Origin of the sequence: Gordonia sp. NB41Y, from assembly GCF_030718915.1 — a bacterium.
Lineage (GTDB): Bacteria > Actinomycetota > Actinomycetes > Mycobacteriales > Mycobacteriaceae > Gordonia > Gordonia desulfuricans.
In genome coordinates this window covers 1,113,892-1,135,223 of the sequence record NZ_CP132196.1, presented here as the reverse complement: position 1 = coordinate 1,135,223, position 21,332 = coordinate 1,113,892, and the positions used below count along the sequence as shown (strand labels likewise).

The window sequence follows — 21,332 nt, the reverse complement described above, 5'->3', positions numbered from 1 at the left end:
GGACGAGGAACCGGGGCCGGCTCGTTGCGTGTCCACGCTCAGTCGGTGTCGTGGGGCGTTCCGAACTGCGCAAGCAAAACAGTAGGCGGGCGCCAGAAACAGCGTCAATACCGCCAATTCGGCCGAAATGATGGCAAAGATTCCGGTGTTGTTAACTGGGTGTTAGAGGGGTTCTCTGCACTATCACAGTGGTCCGGCGGTGTCGCCCCGGGTTCCCGGTCACCCGGTGAAATGGCCTGTGAACTGGCAGTTTCTGCGCAGATGCGGTGCTTCGTGGTACGAATCCGGGATGCGATCGGTTCGTGACCCGGGAAACGCCCGTAACCCATTGGAAATATATAAGTCACCCGGAGTTGATTTTCTCGACCGCTTTAACAATTGTGACGGCGAGTTAAATTCATGCTAACTGCTAATTCTGCCGGTGACCTGGGCCACGTTTCTCCCGCTCGGTCGGCCATTTCGGTCTGGCTTGCCGCCGTCGAGCGGGGTGGCCGCGGAGAGGTCGCCGCGGCGCTGACCGCTCTCGAGGAGCTCCTCGTCGACGCGCGACGCCGTAACGATCCCACGATTTTGTCGTTCGCGCGCACTACAGCGGGATCGTTGCTGCGTCAGGCCGGCCGGCACGAGGTGGCGCTGGGATGGGACGGGGCCGGGCTCGCGGCGCTCACCGGGGCGGGTTCGATCACGCGGTGGGGTCCGGGCACGGCGCGGTGGGCCGGCGGCGAGTGGGCCGGCGACGAGTGGGCCGGCGACGAGTGGGTTCGGGCGGCCGCGGTGGACGCAGTGGTGAACCTGGCCGCCGACAATCTCGGGCTGGGCCGGTTCTCGGCGTCGGCACGACTGTTGCGGCGGGCGGGGGCGATCCTCGCGCCCGAGCCCGCCGCGGGTGCGCGGGAACCGTGGCAGACGTCCGCGCGCGGACGCCTGCGTCTTCTCTGGGTCTCCGCCGAGCTCGCCATGTACAGCGGTGACCCGGACACCGCGCTCGATCGTGCCGCCCGGGCGGTCGACCTGATGGACCGTCGTGACGACGTCGGTCTGGACCGTCACCGGATCAAGACGGCGCTGATCTCCGCGGCCGCCCACGCGGCGGCCGGGCGGATCGAGGTCGCCCGGTCGGGGGCGGACGGGTGTCGTCGGCGTGCCGCCGAGGCCGGCCTGCTGCCCCTGCAGTGGGCTGCGGTGATGCTGGGACGAGGTGTCGGCGACGACTCCGCGGCGACGGCCACCGAGCAGGCGCGGATCGAGGCGGCGCTGAGCGCACGCGGCATGGTTTTCGTCCCGCGCTGACCCGATCGCTAAGGTGTTTGGGGTCCGACGCCGTGTTCGCGAACCGAGTTCGAGCAGCGGTGGGCCCGCGCCGGGGGCGAAGTGGCGTGCCTATGTCAACCGAGCCGGTGAGACCGGCCACACAATGCGTAACACGGGGATCTCTGCTGACGATGAAATTGACAGGTGTTGAGTTGGACGCCGCAGTCCGGGCTGCCGGACTCGGTGACCGCGACGCGCTCACGTCAGTCCTCGAAAGCGTGCAAGAGCCGATCCTGCGCTACTGCCGAGGGCGGATCGGTGTCGGAGAACGCCATCTGTTCTCCGCGGATGACATTGCACAGGAGGCGTTGATGGCGGTGATGACGGCGCTGCCCCGCTATGAGGATCAGGGCAAGCCCTTCATGGCCTTCGTCTACGGTATCGCCGCTCACAAGGTGGCCGACGCGATGCGTGTGGCCGGCCGGGTCAAGGCCGACCCCGTCGACAGCGTGCCCGATGTGATGACGGTCAACGGCGGGCCCGAACAGGCGGCATTGGACTCCGACGGCAGTCGCCGGATGCGGATGCTGTTGTCGGTGCTCCCGGACAAGCAGCGCGAGATCCTCGTGCTGCGCCTGGTCGTCGGGATGTCCGCCGAGGAGACCGCCGACGCCGTCGGGAGCACTCCCGGCGCCGTTCGCGTGGCCCAGCACCGTGCACTGGCGAAATTGAAAGACGAACTGAGGAAGGCAGGAGGGCGACGCGATGAGCGACGAGCGTGATCGGGATCGACGTCGACCGATGCCGGGCCCGCAGTCGTCGGGGGCGATGCAGGGTCCGGGATCGGCACAAGGCGGGCACGGACAGCCCGACGACGGTCACATCGACCTGAATCAGGTCCACTTCGACGACGCGTTCCTCGACTCGTTGTCACGCGATCAGCCCACGCAGACACGCGACGACGCCGAGTACGAGCTCGCCGCGCTCCTGTCCGGCTGGCGCCACGAGGCCATCACCACACCCGCGCCACCGCTGCCGGGGATCGACGAGGTCGACCGCGCCATCGCGGCGCAGCGTCCGGCCAAGCGCGGTGCCACGGTCGTGCGCACCCTGCGTGTGGTGGCCGGTGCCGCGGCCATCGCGGTGGTCGCCGCCGCCGGTCTCACGGTGGTGAGCGAGGGCGCCGCACCCGGTGATGCCCTCTGGGGTGTGAAGCAGGTGGTGTTCGCCTCGGCGGCGTCGGAGACCCAGGCGTCGTTCGACGTCCGCGCCGATCTCGAGCAGGCCGAGGCGGCGTTCGCCGCCGGCGACACCGAGAGCGCGCATGAGCTGATCGCGCGGGCCCAGACCCGGCTCGCCCCGGTGCGCGACGACGCGACCCGCGACCAGATGACCGAATGGATCGACCGGCTCAAGACCGAGGAGCCCGGATCGGCCACGGCGTCGTCGACCGCGTCGTCGGAGGCATCCGGCACGACCCGGCCGGGCGGCATGACCTCGGAACCGGGGACCACCACCGGTGGGTCGTCGACGAGTGTGGACGTGCGGGCGCGCACCACCACACCGCAGACCACCACACCGCCGGTGGAGACCACTCCGGCACCGCCGTCGCAGACCCCGTCACCGACCAGTGCCACCGTCACCCAGGTGCCGAGTGCACCGGAGGAGATCACCACCACCACGACCACCCCGTCCTGAGCGACCGGGTCTCCACTCATGACGCGACACCGCCCGGATGCGGGCGGTGCGTGCGTCGGTGATCGCGTGAGGCCGGTGCCGGCTCAGCGTTCGTGATCGATGTGGGCGCGCGCGTCGGCGTACCCGCGGCAGTAGTCCCAGGTGACGTAGCACTCCGTGCACGGATCGATCGCGGGCTCGTGCGGACGGACCGTGCCGTCGATCAGCAGCTGGAGCAGGTTGGCGCGCAACATGTCCCAGTCGTGATAGTGGTCCTCGTGGCAGTCGTCGCAGACCACGACCAGACCGCGGATCCCGCGGTGGGCCAGCAATGCCTCGTAGACGGCGAGATCGGCGAGATCCTCTTCCACTGCGAGACGCTCGTTCTCGTCGAGTGGGATTCCCGGTTCCACGGAGTCCAGTGCCGCCGCGGGATCACTCGGATCATCGGCGAACGGGTCCGGTGGGAGTCCGGGAGGGAGGTGGTCACGCACACCACCACGGTAGCCGATCTTCGGTGACCTGCGCCGCATCGCATCCACAGTTCGTCTGGTGACGCGATCGCGCCACCGGCGGCGCCGAGCACCGAATCCGGCGATGGTTGACGCGGGGCACGTACGGCGGCAGAGAGTGACCCACACAATCGCATTCGGTTCCTCGGCAATCGCTCGTTAGGATGGTCAGATGACTCACGTTCGTACCGGTGGTGACGATCCCAACAAGGTTGCAATGCTCGGCCTGACCTTCGACGACGTCCTTCTCCTGCCTTCGGCGTCGGACGTGATCCCGAGCGAGGTCGACACCTCCTCCCGCCTGACCCGCGAGATCACCCTCCGGGTGCCGCTGGTGAGCTCGGCGATGGACACCGTCACCGAGGCGCGGATGGCGATCGCCATGGCCCGCGCCGGTGGCATGGGTGTGCTGCACCGCAACCTGTCCATCGAGGACCAGGCCGGTCAGGTCGAGACCGTCAAGCGGTCCGAGGCCGGGATGGTCACCGATCCGGTCACCTGTTCACCGACCGACACCCTCGCCGATGTCGACTCCATGTGTGCGCGCTACCGCATCTCCGGTCTGCCCGTGGTGGACGGCAAGGGCGAGCTCGTCGGCATCATCACCAACCGCGACATGCGCTTCGAGGTCGACCAGGACCGTCCGGTGTCGGAGGTCATGACCAAGGCGCCGCTGATCACCGCCCAGGAGGGCGTGTCCGCCGAGGCCGCACTCGGACTGCTGCGTCGCAACAAGGTCGAGAAGCTGCCGATCGTCGACGGCAACGGCCGGCTGACCGGTCTGATCACGGTCAAGGACTTCGTCAAGACCGAGCAGCATCCCTACGCCACCAAGGACTCCGACGGCCGCCTGCTGGTCGGTGCCGCCGTCGGTGCCGGTGACGAGGCGTGGAGCCGTGCGATGGCACTCGCCGACGTGGGCGTGGACGCCCTGGTCGTCGACAGCGCACACGGCCACTCCCGCGGCGTGCTCGAGATGATCGCCAAGCTCAAGGCCGAGATCGGCGACCGCGTGCAGCTCGTCGGCGGCAACGTCGCCACCCGTGAGGGTGCGCAGGCACTCATCGACGCCGGGGTCGACGCCGTGAAGGTCGGCGTGGGACCGGGCTCGATCTGCACCACCCGCGTCGTCGCCGGTGTGGGCGCCCCGCAGATCACCGCGATCCTCGAGGCGGTGGCCGTGTGCCATCAGGCCGGTGTCCCGGTGGTCGCCGACGGCGGCCTGCAGTACTCCGGTGACATCGCCAAGGCGCTCGCCGCCGGCGCGTCCACCGCGATGCTCGGATCGCTGCTGGCCGGTACCGCCGAGGCGCCCGGTGACCTGATCCTGGTGAACGGCAAGCAGTTCAAGAGCTACCGCGGCATGGGCTCGCTCGGTGCGATGCAGGGGCGTGGGCAGGGCAAGTCGTACTCCAAGGACCGCTACTTCCAGGACGACGTCCTCAAGGAGGACAAGCTGGTCCCGGAGGGCATCGAGGGGCGCGTGCCGTTCCGCGGTCCGCTCACCCAGGTGATCCACCAGCTCGTCGGCGGTCTGCGCGCCGCGATGGGGTACACCGGGTCGGCGAGCATCACCGACCTGCACGATGCCCGCTTCGTCCAGATCACCGCGGCCGGACTCAAGGAGTCCCATCCGCACGACATCACCCTGACCGCCGAGGCGCCGAACTACTATTCACGCTGAATCGGCCGACACGGCAGATCACACACCGTCGGGAGTGGATTCTCGACAGCGTCGGCCCGTCCAGGGTCTCGGCGTGCGTAGCAGAAAGGCGTAACGGTGCGCGACATCGTCGACATCGGAATGGGCCGTACGGCCCGGCAGACGTTCGAGCTCGATGACATCAGTCTGGTCCCCTCGCGGCGGACACGGTCGTCGAAGGATGTGTCGACCGCCTGGCAGATCGATGCGTACCGCTTCGAGGCGCCGATCCTCGCCCACCCCACCGATGCGCTGGTGTCGCCGGCGGTGGCCATCGAGCTCGGGCGTCTCGGTGCGCTCGGTGTGATCAACGGTGAGGGCCTGTGGGCACGTCACCGCGACGTCGAGGACAAGATCGCCGAGCTCATCGAGCTCGCGACCTCCGACCCCGATCCGCAGGCGCCCGTGCGCCGGCTGCAGGAACTGCACGCTGCACCGCTCGACGTCGAGCTGCTGGCGCAGTCGGTGGCCGCCGTGCGCGACGCCGGGGTCACCACCGCCGTCCGGGTCAGCCCGCAGCGTGCCGCCGAGCTGACCCCCGCCCTGATCAAGGCCGGGGTGGAGCTGCTGGTGGTGCACGGCACGATCATCTCCGCCGAGCACGTCGCACAGGGTTCGCAGGAGCCGCTGAACCTCAAGACGTTCATCAGCGACCTCGACATCCCGGTGATCGCCGGCGGGGTGCACGACCACCGCACCGCGCTGCACCTGATGCGCACCGGCGCGGCCGGTGTCATCGTCGGCTACGGCTCGACCGCCGGCGCCACCACCACCGGTGAGGTCCTGGGCCTCGGCGTGCCGATGGCGACCGCGATCGCCGACGCCGCCGCCGCGCGCCGCGACTACCTCGACGAGACCGGCGGCCGGTACGTCCACGTCATCGCCGACGGCGACATCCACACCTCCGGCGACCTGGCCAAGGCGATCGCCTGCGGCGCCGATGCAGCGGTGCTCGGCACCCCGCTCGCGGCGGCCGCCGAGGCGCCCGGCAAGGGCTGGTACTGGCCGTCGGCGGCGGCCCACCCGGACACCCCGCGCGGTGCGCTGCTCGAGGTGGCCCGACCGGACGGACGCCCGAGCCTTCAGCAGGTGCTCACCGGCCCGTCCGACGACCCCTACGGTGAGCTGAACCTGGTGGGTGCCCTGCGTCGGTCGATGGCCAAGGCCGGCTACTCCGACCTCAAGGAGTTCCAGAAGGTCGGTCTGACCGTCCGCAGCTGATCGACCACCGATCGTGTCCACGATGGGGTGAGGCCGCCGTCACGTAACGTGACAATGACCGTTAGTATATTTGGTCATGGCAGCCCACCCCATTCGTGATTCATCTCACCGTACGGACTTCGACGTCCTGATCATCGGTTCCGGATTCGGCGGCAGCGTCAGTGCGCTGCGACTCGTCGAGAAGGGATACCGGGTCGGCGTGGTCGAGGCCGGCCGGCGCTTTGCCGACGACGACTTCGCCGAGACCAGCTGGCGCCTGAACAAATGGCTGTGGGCACCCAAGCTCGGCCTGTTCGGCATCCAGCGGATCCACGCCCTCAAGGACGTGATGATCCTGGCCGGCGCGGGCGTCGGCGGCGGATCGCTGAACTACGCCAACACCCTCTACAAGCCGCCCACCCCGTTCTTCACCGACCCGCAGTGGGCGCACATCACCGACTGGCAGGCCGAACTCGACCCCTACTACGAGCAGGCCCGCCGGATGCTCGGCGTGGTGCTCAACCCGACCTTCACCGAATCCGACCGCGTGATCGGTGAGGTGGCCACCGAGATGGGCGTCGGTGACACCTTCGTGCCCACCCCGGTCGGCGTGTTCTTCGGCGCCAAGACGGGGCTGGCCGGTGAGCCCGGGGAGACCGTCGGCGACCCCTACTTCGGCGGGGCCGGCCCGGACCGGACCGCCTGCACCGAATGCGGCGCCTGCATGACCGGATGCCGGGTCGGCGCCAAGAACACCCTGCTGAAGAACTACCTCGGACTCGCCGAGGCGAACGGTGCCCGGATTCTCGACCGCACCACCGTCGACTCGCTGACCCGGCGGGCCGACGGCACCTGGGTGGTGGGCACGCACCGGTCGGCGGCGTGGGGTCCGGTCGGGCGGCGTCGGCGCAGCTACACCGCCGGACAGGTGATCGTCGCCGCCGGGACCTTCAACACCCAACGACTGCTGCACCACGCCAAGGCGTCGACGCTGCCCGCGATCTCCGATGCCATGGGGCGGCTGACCCGCACCAACTCGGAGGCGATCCTCGGTGCGGTCGCCGCGAAATACGATCCGGCACATGACTACTCGGCGGGGGTGGCGATCACGTCGTCGTTCTATCCGGCGCCCAACACCCACGTCGAGCCGGTCCGCTACGGCAAGGGCTCCAATGCGATCGCCTTCTTGCAGACGGTCCTCACCGACGGCGGCTCCCGGCGCAACCGCATCGGTCAGGTCCTGCTGCAGATGCTGCGCAAGCCGTCGACGCTGGTGCGGCTGCTGGTGGTGCGACGATGGAGCGAGCGCACCGTGATCGCGCTGGTGATGCAGAACAACGACAACTCGCTGACCACCTTCCTGCGCAGACGAGGACCGCTGCGGTATGTCACCAGCAAGCAGGGGCACGGCGACCCCAACCCCACCTCGATCCCGGAGGGCAACGACGCGACACGGCGGATCGCGGCGAAACTCGACGACGGTCTCGCCGGCGGCACCTGGGGTGACGTCTTCAACATGCCGATGACCGCGCACTACCTCGGCGGCTGCGCGATCTCCGACGACCCGGCGACCGGGGTGATCGACCCGTACCACCGGGTGTGGAACTACCCGACGCTGCACGTCACCGACGGTGCGGCGATCTCGGCGAACCTCGGCGTCAACCCGTCGCTGTCGATCTGTGCGCAGGCCGAGCGGGCGATCGCACTGTGGCCGAACAAGGGGGCCGACGACATCCGCCCCGAGCAGGGCGACCAGTACCGGCGCCTCGCACCCGTCGCGCCGACGGCACCGGTGGTGCCCGCCGACGCCCCCGCGGCCCTGCGGCTGACGATCACCCCGGTGGACCGCGCGTCGGCGTCCTGAACCGGTGGTCGGGGAGTGCCCGGGTCTGCCCTAGTCGAGGCCGCGGGCGATGAGGCTGTCGGCGAACCCGTCGGCGGTACGCAGGGCCCCGACCACGATCGGGGCCACCAGGATGCGCGGCCCGGGACGCAGCCCACGCGCGCGGCGGGCCTCGTCGACCGCCCGGGCGATCTCCACCATGAGGGGGATCGCCCGGATGGTCAGGGCCAGCGAGATCGCGATCAGATCCACCCGGACGCCGAACCGCGCGAGCGGCGACAGCGCGCGGGTGATGGTGGCGAGCATGTCGGTGACCCGGGTGGTCAGCGTGACCACGGCGGCCAGGATCACCGTCAGCCCCAGGATTCCCACCACGATCACCGCGCGATGCCAGCCGGTGAAGATCACCTGGAACACGAAGATGAACAGCAGCATCCAGATCGCCGGGCGCAGCTGACGCCACGCGGCGACCGGTCCGATCCCGCCGAGCGCATAGAGCGCCGCGACCGCCACCGCGGCGATCCCCAGCGCCGGAAGCGTCCGTACGAACAGCGAGATGGCCAGCACCGCGACGGCCAGACCGACCAGCTTGGTGCCGGGGGAGAGGCGGTGCAGCACCGTGTTGCCGGGCCGGTAGACGCCGAGCGCGGTCACGACATCATCGCCCGGTAGGCGGTGAGCGCGGGACCGGGCAGGTCGTCGACCACCACCCGGCCGTCGTCGATCACCAGTACGCGGTCGAAGTCGTCGACCAGGTCGAGATCGTGGGTCACCACGATCAGCTGCTCGTCGAGCCCGGCGAACACCTCCCGCAACATGCGGCTGTTGCGGAGGTCGAGCAGCGTCGTCGGTTCGTCGGCGACGATGATCTGTGGTTCGGTCACCAGGATCGATGCGAGCGCCAGCAACTGCTTCTGGCCGCCGGAGAGGCGGGCCGACGGATGGTCGGCATGGTCGGCGAGGCCGAACCGGTCCAGCACCGCGCGGGTGCGCTCGGCCCGTTGGGCCCGGTTCAGCTCGGTGCGGGTCAGCGAGAGCTCGATGTCCTCGCGGACGGTCGGCATGATGATCTGCCGGTCCGGGTCGGAGAACACGAACCCCACCGACCGCCGCACCTGCCGTTTGTGGCGGCTCGCGTCCACACCGTCGACGACGACGCTGCCCTGATCCGGGGTGACCAGCGCATTGATCATCCGGGCCAGGGTGGACTTGCCGCTGCCGTTGGCGCCGACGATGCCCACCCGCCGCTCGGACAGGGTCAGCGACACCTCACGCAGCACGGTCCTCGCGTCGTAGGCGTGGGTGACGTCACGGAACTCGATCACGGCAACGATGCGATCACTGGTGCGGCGTCGGCCATGTCAGCCGGCGACGCCGGCGGTACCGGTGGGGCCGCGCTTCCCGGATCGCCACGGGGTGATCAGTCCGGGCCAGGAGCGGTGCACCTGCGCGGCGACCAGCGCGGCCACCACGGCCTTGATCACGTCACCGATGATGAACGTGCCGTTGGTGGAGACGGCCGCCCACAGCGTCAGGTCGGTGCGCACCAGCAGGCCGATCACGCCGCAGGCGTACACCACGACCATGCCGCCGAACAGGTTGATCAGCGCGCCCCACACGACCCGGTAGCGCGGCATCATCAGGGCGGTCAGCACACCGATCACGATCACGGCGGGCAGGAACCCGATGAAGTACCCGGCGGTGGGCGAGAGCAACGCGGTCTGACCGTTGCGGCCACCCGACAGGATCGGCAGACCGGCGAGCGCGAGCACCATGAAGATGACCACCGCGAGGGTGCCCTTCTTTGGGCCGAGGACCGCGCCGGCGAGCATCACACCGAGGGTCTGGAAGGTGATCGGGACCCCGCTGCTGCCGAGGTTGATCGTCCCGGGCAGGCCCAGGGCGGCGATCAGTGCGGCGAACACCGCCGCCTGGGTGAGGTCGGCGACGCCGAGGGAGAACCGGCCGGACGCCGACCCTGCGGATCCGGCCGTCACTGACCTGGCGTTTTCTGGGGAGTCAGAAGTATCCATGGTGGTCAACGAGTATTCCACGCGCCGTGGGCACCGCCGACCGGCAGGTCGCCGGTGGGCAGACATTAGACTCGCCTCGTGACGGATTCTGCAGATGGAGCGATCGAGGGGCCGCGTCCGGTCCTCGTCGTCGATTTCGGCGCACAGTACGCGCAGCTCATCGCGCGCCGCGTGCGTGAGGCCCGCATCTACTCCGAGGTGATCGCGCACGACGCCACCGTCGAGGAGTTCGCGGCCCGTAACCCGGTGGCGCTGGTGCTGTCGGGCGGACCGTCGTCGGTGTACGCCGACGACGCACCCGCCATCGACCCGGCGATCCTGGAACTCGGCATCCCGGTGTTCGGCATCTGCTACGGATTCCAGTCGATGGCCAAGGCCCTCGGCGGCGTGGTCGCCAACACCGGTGGCCGAGAGTTCGGCCGCACCACCCTGACCGCGGACGGGGCCGGGGTGCTGCATCAGGGACTGCCCGCCGAGCAGCCGGTGTGGATGAGCCACAACGACGCCGTGCAGGTGGCCCCGGAGGGCTTCGAGGTGGTCGGTTCGACGCCGGGCGCACCGGTCGCCGCATTCGAGAACCTCGACCGCAGGATGGCCGGCGTGCAGTACCACCCGGAGGTGCTGCACTCGCCGCACGGCCAGCAGGTGCTCACCCGCTTCCTCTACGAGATCGCCGGACTCGAACCCACCTGGACCGCCGCGAACATCGCCGACGCCCTGGTCGAGCAGGTCGCCGATCAGATCGGTGACGGCCTGGCCATCTGCGGTCTGTCCGGCGGCGTCGACTCGGCGGTCGCCGCGGCGCTCGTGCAGCGTGCCATCGGTGATCGGCTGACCTGTGTGTTCGTCGACCACGGTCTGCTGCGTGCCGGTGAGCGCGAACAGGTCCAGCACGAGTTCGTCGGCGCGACCGGGGCCCGGCTGGTCACCGTGGACGCCGCCGAGACGTTCCTCTCCGAACTGGCCGGCGTCTCCGACCCGGAGACCAAGCGCAAGATCATCGGCCGCGAGTTCATCCGCTCCTTCGAGGGGGCGGTGTCCGACGTGCTCGGCGACCGTGCCGCGGCCGGCGACAAGGTGGACTTCCTGGTCCAGGGCACCCTGTACCCCGACGTCGTCGAATCCGGCGGCGGCAGCGGCACGGCGAACATCAAGAGCCATCACAATGTGGGCGGGTTGCCCGACGACCTGGAGTTCACCCTGGTCGAGCCGTTGCGGTTGCTGTTCAAGGACGAGGTCCGCGCGGTCGGCCGGGAACTGGGTCTGCCCGAGGAGATCGTCGGACGTCAGCCGTTCCCCGGTCCGGGTCTGGCGATCCGGATCGTCGGCGAGGTGACCGCCGACCGTCTCGCCCTGCTCCGCACCGCAGACCAGATCGCGCGGGAGGAACTCACCGCCGCCGGTCTGGACGGACAGATCTGGCAGTGCCCGGTGGTGCTGCTCGCCGACGTCCGCAGTGTCGGCGTGCAGGGCGACGGCCGCACCTACGGTCATCCGATCGTGCTGCGCCCGGTGTCCAGCGAGGACGCGATGACCGCGGACTGGACACGCATCCCCTACGAGGTGCTCGAGATCATCTCCACCCGCATCACCAACGAGGTGCCCGACGTCAACCGCGTCGTCCTGGACGTGACGAGCAAGCCGCCGGGCACCATCGAGTGGGAGTGATCCCCGGCACCGGTGCCGATTCCGGTGCGGGGGTGACCGTCAGCGGCGCGCCGACCGCGCGCCGCTGACGATCAGCACCAGACCCGCGATCGCCCCGACCGCCACCGCGATCCAGCCCAGGGTCGCGAGGTCGGGGAGGGTGGGCCCGTCGGCGAGACCCCAGGCGGCCACGGCCAGGCCGAGCAGGGCGAACAGGGCCAGGCCGGGCGAACGCCGGGCGGCCTCCGTGGTCGATGCGTTCGTGTCGGTGTTGTCGGTGCCGTTCATCGCCTGATCTCCACTCGTCCCATTCCGGTGTGTGCGTCGACCGTCAGGACCGGCCCGGCGGTGCCGTCGTTGCCGCCGTCGAGTCCGTCGGGGCAGGAGTAGTCGCCGACCCCGGTACTACAGTCGGCGCGGACGTTCATACCCGCGGGGACCTCGATGACGAGCTCACCGATACCGTTGCGCAACTGGACCGTTCGGTCCGACGACAGTGTGATGTCACGCAGATCGAGTGTCCCGGTACCCATGCCGAGTGAATACTCGCCGCGGATGTCGTTCTCGCTCAGTGGTTTCCAGTTCCGGTCGCCGACGCCGCCGGTGGGGATGCCCAGGCCGTGATCACTCGGGCTCCAGGTGGTCAGCGTGGTGGAGACCACCACGGCCGCCATCAATGCGAGCAGTACCGGCACGAGACCGCCTGCGTGACGACCGGATCGGGTCTTGCGCAGGGCGCCGACGAGCAGGCCGACGGCCACCACGGCCAGCGCCAGCGACAGCACGTGTGGCACCGAGAACCAGCCGATCCCGGCGCGGTTGCCGGCGATCCCGGCAGCGGCGACGATCACCGCGAGGCCGGCGACGACGAGCCCCAGCGGGGAACGGCGTGGACTCTCGGGTACGGCCGGCGGCGTGGGTGTACTCGGTTCGGGCAGGTCCCAGGCGAAGCGGGCCGCCCCCAGCGGATCCCACGCGGGTGGGGTCCGGTCGATCGGGTCGGCCGGGATGACCGGCGTGGGGATGTCGTCGGCACCGGCCGCCACCACGGGTGGCTCGGAATCGGTGCCGGCCGGCGTCTTCCCCAGGTCGATCGTGGTGCCCTGCGCGGTCGGGGTGGGGGACGAATCGGCGGACATGGCGGCTGTACTCCCTTCGGTCGCACGTTGGTACGGGGCCGGCTGGGCAGGTGCGGGAGCAGCGGACGCGGTACGGATCGCACGCGGGGTCCAGCGCACGAAGTGATCGGCACCGATCGCAGCGGGTGGCGACGCCGGGGCGATGGTCGCGACGCTCGTCCCGGCCGGCGCCTCGGGCGTGCGCAGATACAGCAGCCACCAGCCGAACAGCATCAGCAGACCACCGAGCAGGCCGCCGGAACTCCATGGGCCCGACGATCCGATCGAGGTCACCAGCACGATCACGACGAGCACCACCAGCAGCAGCATCATGGGACTGCGGGTGCGGCCGGGATGCTGCCCGCCGGGTGGGGTGACCTGCGCGGAGACCCGGGTGACCGACGGGAAGGCGATCCAGCCGGCCAGGTACAGGATCAGGCCGCTGCCGCCGAACAGCGTCGACACCACGAATGCGACCTTCACCAGGGTCGGATCGACCCGGTAGCGGTCGGCGACACCCGCACAGACACCGGCCACGGTGCGCGGTGCCGACGGACGCACCGGGCGTGTGGCCCACAGGTTCTCGAGCCGGTTGCGAAACTCTGCACCATCCATGTCACCCATCTTCACGTCCGGCGGCCCCACCCACATCGGGGGCGCACCCTGAGATCCACCCGGAACGTGCACCCGGGCCGGATTCGGGGGTGGACCCTGATGCCCGAACTCCCACCCGCGTGACACCATCGGTTTCATGGAAGTGGCGCAGGCGGAGCTGCCGCCGCGGCTGATGCGCCGCAGCGGTGGCCGGGTGATCGGTGGGGTCGCAGGGGGTGTCGCCGACCATCTCGGCGTCGACGCGTTCCGCGTGCGGGTGGTGTTCGTGGTGCTGACCGCCCTCGCCGGGGCCGGGGTGCTGGCGTATGCGCTCCTGTGGTTCTTCTGCCCGCAGGGTGCCGACACCGCGCCCCCGCAACCGGGTGAGCGGCGTCAGGCCTGGGGGCTGGCGATCCTCGGCCTGATCGCGATGTCGGTGGTCGGGTTCGCCACCGCCGGCACCCCCGCCGCCTATCTGGTGCCGTTGGTCGTCGTGGCCGTCGGCGCCTCCCTCGTCTGGCGGGAGTTCGACACCTCCGCGCGCGCCCACCCCCGCAGCCCGGTCCTGACCTGGCTGCGGCTGGCCGGCGGTGTGGTTCTGGTGGTGGGCGGTCTGGTGGTGATCGTGCTCGCCGGCAACCGCAACTTCGGCGGCCTGAGCACCACCTTGCTCGCGGTCGGGGTGACCCTGATCGGCGTCGTGCTGCTGACCGTCCCGTTGTGGATGCGGATGTGGCGGGCGCTGAACGAGGAACGGGCGGCGCGAATCCGCAATGCCGAACGCGAGGAGATCGCCTCCCACCTGCACGATTCGGTGTTGCAGACCCTCGCCCTGATCCAGAAGAAGGCGGGCCGGCCCGAGGAGGTGGCCCGTCTGGCGCGCAGTCAGGAACGTGAACTGCGCAGCTGGCTGTTCGGTGATCCGGCCCAGCAGCGGAGCTCGCTGAGCGCCGCACTGCGCAGTGTGGGCGCCGAGGTCGAGGACGACTACGGGATCGAGGTGGAGGTGGTCACCGTCGGCGATCTCCGCCCCGACGACGACACCGACAAGGTGGTGGCGCGCCGCTGGCCCGCCCTGATCGGGGCCACCCGCGAGGCGCTGGTCAATGCGGCCAAACACTCCGGTGAGCGCAAGGTCGACGTGTACCTCGAGGTGGGCGACGACGAGGTGGAGGTCTACGTGCGTGACCGCGGCGTGGGCTTCGACCCGGACGCCGTCGACGAGGACCGCCAGGGGGTGGCGCGGTCGATCCGCGCGCGGACCGAGCGGGTCGGTGGACGTGCGACGGTGAAGTCGTCGCCGGGGCGCGGCACCAACGTGGCGATCACGATGCCGCGGGGCGACGGCCGTACGGTGCCCGACGAGGAGCGGGCACCGGACCAGGAGCGGGCACTGGACCAAGACCCGGACCAGGACGAGGACCCGGACCGGGGCGGCGACGATCCCGACACGGGCACCGATTCCGATGCGGGGACCGACACCGGCCGCGGAAAGGCGTCATGATGACGACGGCAGGCACCGCGACGATGGTCGGGGCGCGGCACATGACGACAGATGAGCGGAGTGAGATGACAACCGAGGAGCAGGCCGTACCGGCCGGTGGGTACCGGGTGTTCCTGGTCGACGACCACGGGGTGTTCCGTTCCGGCGTGCGTGCCGAGCTCGCCGGCGAACCCGGACTGACCATCGCGGGGGAGGCGGGTGCGGTGGCCGAGGCGATCGCCGGGATCACCCGGGTCCGGCCCGACGTCGTGCTGCTCGACGTGCACATGCCCGCCGGTGGTGGGGTGGCGGTGCTGCGTGGCGTCGCCGACGCACTCGGTGACCAGGCGCCGGTGTTCCTGGCGCTCAGCGTGTCCGACGCCGCCGAGGACGTGATCGCCACCATCCGGGCCGGTGCCCGCGGGTATGTGACCAAGACGATCGACGGCAAGGAACTGGCCGACGCGGTGCGACGGGTGGCCGAGGGGGACGCGGTGTTCAGCCCGCGGCTGGCCGGCTTCGTGCTGGACTCGTTCACCGGCCGCTCGTCGGTGCCCGAGCCCCAGCTCGATCCGGAACTCGACTCGCTGACCCGCCGTGAACTCGAGGTGCTGCGGCTGCTCGCGCGCGGCTACACCTACCGCGAGATCGCCGAGGAACTGTTCATCTCGATCAAGACCGTCGAGACCCATGCGTCGAATGTGCTGCGCAAGACCCAGCAGTCCAACCGCAATGCCCTGACCCGATGGGCGGCCACACGCCACATAGGCTGAGCCGCAACAGGTCCCGCCATTCGCCGAGGCGGTGTCCGGCCCGGGCGTCGCTCCGGTGAGAGGTGATCAGCCGGTGAGGGCGATCACCAGGACGATCACCGCGGCGAGCACCAGGAAGAACAGGAACACCGCCCCCGCCAGAACCGCGGGCGAGGTACCCGACTGCGATCCGGGCGGCGGGATGTGCGACGGCATGGCGCTCGGCGGATACGGGCCGTACGGTCCCGAGTTCTGGGGCGCCGGGGTATGGGTTCCGGGGGTGGACAGCGGCATCTGCGGCAGCGGGGGCGTCCGGGGTGCCGGGGTGGCGGTACGGGTGTGATCGAACTGGCCGGGCATCGCCCCGGGGTATCCGCCGGTGGACGCATATCCCCCCGACGGCGTGCCCGAGCGTGGGGCCAGTGTGGACGGACCCACCACCGGCCGGGCCACCATGCTGGTGAGGACCTGCTCGGTGGTGCCGTGCTCACCGGCGGCGACCCGGGCGAGCTCGTCGCGTGCCTGCGCCATGCTGATCCGGCGCCGCGGACTCGGTTCGAGCATGCGCAGGATCACCGGTTCGAGGGCGCCGGCGCGGGTCATCGGATTGATCTGGGCGCGAGCCACCCGGTGCAACATCACCAGTGAGTTGTCGTCGACGCCGAACGGCGGCTGCCCCTCGACCATCGTGTAGACCGTGGCCCCGAGCGAGTAGACATCCGACTCCTCGCCCGGCTCGTCACCGCGGGCCACCTCGGGGGCGAAATAGGCGGGGGTCCCGGTGATCAGACCGGTCTGGGTGATGGTGACGTCGTCCTTGGCGCGGGAGATACCGAAGTCGGTGATCTTGACCAGCCCGGCATTGCGGCCCGCCCCGGCGATCAGGATGTTGCCGGGTTTGATGTCGCGGTGGATGATCCCGGCGGCATGCGCCTCGGTCATCGCGTCGGCCACCTGGGCGCCGATCTTCGCGGCCTCGGTGACGTCGATCGTGGCGGTGGCGTGCAGGATCTGGGCGACACTGCGGGACGGCAGATACTCCATGACCAGCCATGGTTCACCGCCGTCGAGGGCCACGTCGTGCATCGCGATCGCATTGCGATGACTGAGCCGGGCGGCGATCCGTCCCTCCCGCATCGCGCGTTTGCGCACGTTCTCGGCGGATTCCTCGGACAATCCCTCGGTGGAGAGCACCTGCTTGACCGCGACCTCGCGGTCGAGCAACTGGTCACGGGCGAGCCACACGGTGCCCATCCCGCCGCCGCCGATCCGGGAGAGCAGGCGATAGCGACCGGCGACCAGATAATGCGGACCGGGGGTCCGGTGGGAGTCGGTCTCGCTGGTCATACCGGAGATGATAGCCGGGACCGCCGGATGGGCCGGGGTGCCCGGGACCCCATACGCTTGACATCTCCTCGCACGCGTGTTCGACTTTCGGCATGCGATGGTCCGAACAGGTGATCGAAGCCGACGATGGTGCCCTGCCGGGTCTCGGCCGGGCCGGGTTGGTGCGCTCGGTGCAGACGCCCGAGTTCGAGGGCATCACCTTCCACGAGGTGCTGGCCAAGAGTGCGCTCAACCGTGTGCCCGAGGGTTCCGGGCTGCCGTTCACCCACACCGTCAACACCTTTCGCGGATGTACCCATGCCTGCCGGTACTGCTTTGCCCGGCCCACCCACGAGTACCTCGACCTCGACGCCGGACGTGACTTCGACAGTCAGGTGGTGGTGAAACTCAACGTGGCTGCGGTGCTGCGCAAAGAGTTGCGGCGCCGGTCCTGGCATCAGGAGCCGGTGGCGCTCGGCACCAACACCGATCCCTACCAGCGGGCCGAGGGACGCTACCGCCTGATGCCGGGGGTGATCTCGGCACTCACCGAGGCCGCCACCCCGTTCTCGATCCTCACCAAGGGCACCCTGCTGCGTCGGGACCTGCCGCTGCTACGGCAGGCCGCCGGTCAGGTGCCGGTGCGGTTGAGCGTGTCGCTGGCGTTCATCGACACCGAACTGCAGAAACAGATCGAACCCGGCACGCCGTCGCCGGCCGCGCGGCTACAACTGATCGCCGACATCGCCGACGCCGGGTTCGCCCCGCATGTGATGCTCGCGCCGGTGATCCCGTATCTCACCGACTCCACCGCACATCTCGACGAACTCCTGGGATCGATCGCGGCGGCCGGGGCGACCGGGGTGACGGCCTTCCCGTTGCATCTGCGGGGCTCCACCAAGCCGTGGTTCCTGAGTTGGCTCGCCGAGCATCATCCGGCGCTGGTGCGGCGCTATCGCGACCTCTACGGCCGAGGCGCCTATGTCACCCCGGACTACTCCTCCCGATTGCGGGAACGGCTGCAGCCGTTGGTGTTCGGTCATGGGCTCGCCTCTCGGACCGATCGGCTGGACGACGACCGCGCCGGCGCGCCCGGCGGGAGTTCGGGTCGGGCGCGTATCCACGCGCCGGGCGGGCGCGCGGAAGCCGCCGGGGCGGAGGCCGGCGGGGTGGGGCTCGTGGCCGCCCCGGCCCAGCAGCAGGTGCTGACCCTGTTCTGAGTGCTGCCCGGCTGTGGTGTCCGCCGGGTTTGTGTGCCGGGGCTGCTTGCCGGTTTGTCTGCCGGGTTTGTTTGCCGTGGTGGCGTTTTCGGGGTTGCTTGCGGAGATCTCGACTCGACTCGTCGCTGCGCTCCTTGTCGGCTCGATCGTCGTGGTGGGTCGCCTTGTCGCTGTGTGCTTTGTTGCTGCGCTCTTGTCGGTTCGATGGTCGTGGTGTGGTGGCGTTTTCGGGGTTGCTTGCGGAGATCTCGACTCGACTCGTCGCTGCGCTCCTTGTCGGCTCGATCGTCGTGGTGGGTCGCCTTGTTGCTGTGTGCTTTGTTGCTGCGCTCTTGTCGGCTCGATCATCGTGGTGGGCGCCCGTGACCGGCGTGGTTGCGGTTTGTCGGAGGCCGGGCGTAACATTTTCGGTATCGAAAAAACGTTCGAGTAGCGCCGGTTCCGGGGCTCGGAGGGGCTTTCGAGGGCGTAGCGACTTCCCGGCTCGCCAGACATGTCGGTGCTGGTCAGGAGGGGTGTCATGGGTGTTGTGTCGATGGGCGGTGCGGACCGCCCGCGCGGGGGTCCCGCCGAACGACGGAATGACCGGGACGATGCGGAATCGGCGGGTGCGGACCGTGCCGACACGCTCGCCCGGCTACGTCGCCGGATGGCGGTCATGTCGGGGATGCCCGACCGGACCGATGCCGACCGGCCGGAGGCCGGAGTGCTCCCGGTTCCGGAGGAGCTGTCGGACCTGTTGCCGCAGAAGGGGATCGCACGCGGGACGATCGTCTGCTGCACCGGGGCGCGCTCACTGCTGACCGCGCTGATCGCCGCGGTGACCCGGGCGGGATGCCAGGTGGGCATCGTCGGCCTGCCCCGGCTCAACCTGCTCGCCGCCGCGGAGATGGGGGCCGATCTCGACCGGATCGCCGTCGTCGCCGATCCGGGGATCGACCCGGTGGAGGTGGCATCGGTGCTGCTCGACGGGATGGATCTGGTGGTGCTGGGACTGCGCGGGGTCACCGTGCCGCGGTCGCGGTGTGCGACGGTGAGCGGCCGTGTCCGCAGGCAGTCGTCGTCACTGCTGGTGGTCGACGGGGCCTGGCCGGGTGCGCAGACACAACTGGCGGCGCGTGTGCTCGGATACCGGCACCGACCCCGAACCGGTGACGCCGACCTCACGGCCGCGGCCAACGGCCACGGCCGGGTGGCGGGAATGCGGTTACAGGTGACCGCCGAGAGCGGTGGGCGTCGTCGGCGGACCGCCGAGATCGACCTGATCGCACCGGAATTCGGTGAAGAGGACCGGCTGCGCATGCTGCGCCTCGATTCGATCGGGGTACGGCGGGACATCCCCGCCGTCACCGGCGCGGATGCCGACGACGATGTGGCGGTGGCGAACTGATGGCCGGTACCAGGCGGGTGGCCGCCCTGTGGTGTCCCGACTGGCCGGCGACCGCGGCCGCGGCGGACGCGGAGCTGCCACCCGGACACCCGATCGCGGTGCTCTCGGCGAACCGGGTGATCGCCTGCTCGGCGTCCGCCCGGGCGGCCGGGATCCGCCGCGGGATGCGTAAGCGCCAGGCACAGTCGTCGTGCCCGGAGATGACGGTGGTGACCGCCGACGACCATCGCGACGGCCGCATGTTCGAGCCGGTGGCCGCGGCCGTGGCCGACCTGGCCCCGACGATGGAGGTGCTGCGGCCGGGGCTGCTGGTGGTACCGGCCTCCGGTGCCACCCGGTTCCACGGCGGTGAGGAGAACTTCGCCGAGCTGCTCGTCGACCGGATCGCGGTGTCCGGAACCGAATCCCAGGTGGGAATCGCCGACGAACTGTTCACCGCGGTCCTCGCCGCACGTAGCGGACACCTGGTCCCGGCGGGCGGCGATCGTGACCATCTCGCCGGACTGCCGATCGCCGAGCTCGCCGCCGAACCGTCGCTGTGCGGACCCGACCGGGCCGACCTGGTGGACCTGCTGCGGCGCCTCGGGCTGACCGGCATCGGGGCGTTCGCGGCGCTGTCGGCGACCGATGTGGGTACCCGATTCGGTGCCGATGCGATCGTCGCACACCGGCAGGCGCGTGGGGAGCCGGGGCGCCCGCCGTCGGCGCAGGCGTTGCCCGCGGACCTGTCGGTGGAGCAGGTCTGCGATCCGCCGATCGACCGGATCGATGCGGCCGCCTTCGCCGGACGCCGGCTCGCGGAGGTGCTGCACCGTCACCTCCGCGAGCGGTCGGTGGCCTGCACCATCCTCACCGTCGAGGCGATCACCGAACGCGGACAACGACATTCGCGGACCTGGCGATGTGCCCAGCCGCTCACCCCGGCGGCCACCGCCGACCGTATCCGCTGGCAGCTCGAGGGCTGGATGACCGGTGGCCGTTCCCGGGCCCACCACGCACGTCCGGACTCGCCCATCGGGATGTTGCGACTGGTCCCGGCCGAGGTGGTCGACGCAGGAGCGCTCCAGCAGACGCTGACCGCACCCGAACTACCCGGCGGGGCCGAACTGTCCGAGCGGGCCCGTCGCTCGATGGAACGGGTCCAGGGGCTGCTCGGCGGGGATGCGGTGCGCATCCCGGTACGCAGCGGCGGACGCGGTCCGTTCGACCAGATCACCCTGGTGGCCCTCGACGAGGAGCCGACACCCGAACGGGACCCGTCGGCGCCCTGGCCCGGCCGGATCCCGCATCCGGTACCCACGGTGATCAGCGAGTCCCCGATCGAACTGGTCGATCTGTCCGGACAGCCGGTGCGGGTCACCGACCGCGGGGCGTTCACCACCGAACCGACCACCGTCCGCCTGCCCGACCGGCGCGACGGCTGGGAACTGCGCTGGTGGGCCGGGCCCTGGCCGACCGGGATGGAGACCGGCGCAGCGTCACCGGTCAGTGCGCGGGCGCAGGTCCTGCTCGACGACTCCCGGGCATTGCTGCTGGCATATCGGTCCGGCGGCTGGATGGTGGAGGGGATCTATGAGTGAGCCA

The 21,332-nt window shown here is 70.1% G+C and carries 19 protein-coding genes; 12 read left to right on the top strand and 7 right to left on the bottom strand.

The genetic code is table 11. The features are described from left to right. Window positions 1–399 precede the first annotated feature (399 nt). The 3 genes from Q9K23_RS04835 (at window position 400) to Q9K23_RS04825 (ending at window position 2,949) form a co-directional block, all read left to right on the top strand. On the top strand, window positions 400–1,290 hold the full coding sequence (locus Q9K23_RS04835) for a hypothetical protein (protein WP_305950409.1): 891 nt from the start codon (window positions 400–402) through the stop codon (window positions 1,288–1,290). A 152-nt stretch (window positions 1,291–1,442) separates the two neighbouring features. Next, window positions 1,443–2,033 carry a sigma-70 family RNA polymerase sigma factor gene (locus Q9K23_RS04830; RefSeq protein WP_053777706.1) on the top strand — a complete coding sequence of 197 codons (591 nt, stop codon included), beginning with the start codon at window positions 1,443–1,445 and terminating at the stop codon, window positions 2,031–2,033. After that, on the top strand, window positions 2,017–2,949 hold the full coding sequence (locus Q9K23_RS04825) for an anti-sigma-D factor RsdA (RefSeq protein ID WP_261977981.1): 933 nt from the start codon (window positions 2,017–2,019) through the stop codon (window positions 2,947–2,949). Before Q9K23_RS04830 ends, Q9K23_RS04825 begins: the two co-directional genes overlap by 17 nt. An 83-nt stretch (window positions 2,950–3,032) precedes the next feature. On the opposite strand, the gene Q9K23_RS04820 is transcribed toward Q9K23_RS04825, so the two are convergent. Further along, window positions 3,033–3,422 carry a DUF5319 domain-containing protein gene (locus tag Q9K23_RS04820; RefSeq protein ID WP_053777758.1) on the bottom strand — a complete coding sequence of 130 codons (390 nt, stop codon included), beginning with the start codon at window positions 3,420–3,422 and terminating at the stop codon, window positions 3,033–3,035. Window positions 3,423–3,612: 190 nt separating this feature from the next. Between Q9K23_RS04820 and guaB the strand changes: the two genes are divergently transcribed. The 3 genes from guaB to Q9K23_RS04805 all read left to right on the top strand — a co-directional run bounded on the left by guaB (window position 3,613) and on the right by Q9K23_RS04805 (window position 8,206). After that, window positions 3,613–5,124 carry an IMP dehydrogenase gene (gene guaB / locus Q9K23_RS04815; protein ID WP_053777708.1) on the top strand — a complete coding sequence of 504 codons (1,512 nt, stop codon included), beginning with the start codon at window positions 3,613–3,615 and terminating at the stop codon, window positions 5,122–5,124. A gap of 96 nt (window positions 5,125–5,220) precedes the next feature. Further along, a complete protein-coding gene (locus Q9K23_RS04810; RefSeq protein ID WP_059036102.1) occupies window positions 5,221–6,363 on the top strand; it encodes a GuaB3 family IMP dehydrogenase-related protein in 1,143 nt (380 codons plus the stop codon). Window positions 6,364–6,439: 76 nt separating this feature from the next. Continuing rightward, window positions 6,440–8,206 carry a GMC family oxidoreductase gene (locus tag Q9K23_RS04805; RefSeq protein WP_053777709.1) on the top strand — a complete coding sequence of 589 codons (1,767 nt, stop codon included), beginning with the start codon at window positions 6,440–6,442 and terminating at the stop codon, window positions 8,204–8,206. Between the two features lie 30 nt (window positions 8,207–8,236). On the opposite strand, the gene Q9K23_RS04800 is transcribed toward Q9K23_RS04805, so the two are convergent. From Q9K23_RS04800 to Q9K23_RS04790, 3 genes are read right to left on the bottom strand one after another with little or no spacing between them, the layout of a single operon-like run. Further along, on the bottom strand, window positions 8,237–8,839 hold the full coding sequence (locus Q9K23_RS04800; protein WP_053777710.1) for an energy-coupling factor transporter transmembrane component T: 603 nt from the start codon (window positions 8,837–8,839) through the stop codon (window positions 8,237–8,239). Continuing rightward, complete coding sequence (locus tag Q9K23_RS04795) at window positions 8,836–9,510, bottom strand: ABC transporter ATP-binding protein (protein WP_020793370.1); 675 nt, start codon at window positions 9,508–9,510, stop codon at window positions 8,836–8,838. The genes Q9K23_RS04800 and Q9K23_RS04795 overlap by 4 nt, the downstream gene beginning before the upstream one ends. Before the next feature lie 36 nt (window positions 9,511–9,546). Next, a complete protein-coding gene (locus tag Q9K23_RS04790) occupies window positions 9,547–10,218 on the bottom strand; it encodes a biotin transporter BioY (RefSeq protein WP_053777759.1) in 672 nt (223 codons plus the stop codon). A gap of 78 nt (window positions 10,219–10,296) precedes the next feature. On the opposite strand from Q9K23_RS04790, the gene guaA reads away from it, so the two are divergent. Then, window positions 10,297–11,886 carry a glutamine-hydrolyzing GMP synthase gene (gene guaA, locus Q9K23_RS04785; RefSeq protein WP_053777711.1) on the top strand — a complete coding sequence of 530 codons (1,590 nt, stop codon included), beginning with the start codon at window positions 10,297–10,299 and terminating at the stop codon, window positions 11,884–11,886. Between the two features lie 39 nt (window positions 11,887–11,925). Here guaA and Q9K23_RS04780 read toward each other — a convergent pair whose 3' ends face one another. Continuing rightward, window positions 11,926–12,153 carry a hypothetical protein gene (locus tag Q9K23_RS04780; RefSeq protein ID WP_053777712.1) on the bottom strand — a complete coding sequence of 76 codons (228 nt, stop codon included), beginning with the start codon at window positions 12,151–12,153 and terminating at the stop codon, window positions 11,926–11,928. Continuing rightward, window positions 12,150–13,598 (bottom strand): PspC domain-containing protein, encoded by a 1,449-nt coding sequence (locus tag Q9K23_RS04775; protein WP_059036147.1) that lies wholly within the window; start codon window positions 13,596–13,598, stop codon window positions 12,150–12,152. Before Q9K23_RS04775 ends, Q9K23_RS04780 begins: the two co-directional genes overlap by 4 nt. A gap of 136 nt (window positions 13,599–13,734) precedes the next feature. On the opposite strand from Q9K23_RS04775, the gene Q9K23_RS04770 reads away from it, so the two are divergent. Next, the gene (locus tag Q9K23_RS04770; protein ID WP_059036098.1) at window positions 13,735–15,081 is read left to right on the top strand and encodes an ATP-binding protein; all 1,347 of its coding nucleotides are present in this window, start codon (window positions 13,735–13,737) and stop codon (window positions 15,079–15,081) included. Window positions 15,082–15,146: 65 nt separating this feature from the next. After that, on the top strand, window positions 15,147–15,833 hold the full coding sequence (locus Q9K23_RS04765; RefSeq protein WP_059036096.1) for a response regulator transcription factor: 687 nt from the start codon (window positions 15,147–15,149) through the stop codon (window positions 15,831–15,833). Between the two features lie 66 nt (window positions 15,834–15,899). Here the strand turns inward: Q9K23_RS04765 and Q9K23_RS04760 are convergent, their stop codons facing one another. Then, window positions 15,900–17,159, bottom strand: coding sequence for a serine/threonine-protein kinase (locus Q9K23_RS04760; protein ID WP_053777714.1), 1,260 nt, complete (start codon window positions 17,157–17,159; stop codon window positions 15,900–15,902). 92 nt (window positions 17,160–17,251) lie between these two features. Between Q9K23_RS04760 and Q9K23_RS04755 the strand changes: the two genes are divergently transcribed. The 3 genes from Q9K23_RS04755 to Q9K23_RS04745 all read left to right on the top strand — a co-directional run bounded on the left by Q9K23_RS04755 (window position 17,252) and on the right by Q9K23_RS04745 (window position 21,328). Then, window positions 17,252–18,358: an Rv2578c family radical SAM protein gene (locus Q9K23_RS04755; protein ID WP_053777715.1), complete on the top strand. Its 1,107-nt coding sequence runs from the start codon at window positions 17,252–17,254 to the stop codon at window positions 18,356–18,358. 649 nt (window positions 18,359–19,007) lie between these two features. Next, window positions 19,008–19,748, top strand: coding sequence for a hypothetical protein (locus tag Q9K23_RS04750; protein WP_053777760.1), 741 nt, complete (start codon window positions 19,008–19,010; stop codon window positions 19,746–19,748). After that, window positions 19,748–21,328, top strand: coding sequence for a DNA polymerase Y family protein (locus Q9K23_RS04745; RefSeq protein WP_053777716.1), 1,581 nt, complete (start codon window positions 19,748–19,750; stop codon window positions 21,326–21,328). Before Q9K23_RS04750 ends, Q9K23_RS04745 begins: the two co-directional genes overlap by 1 nt. Window positions 21,329–21,332 lie beyond the last annotated feature (4 nt).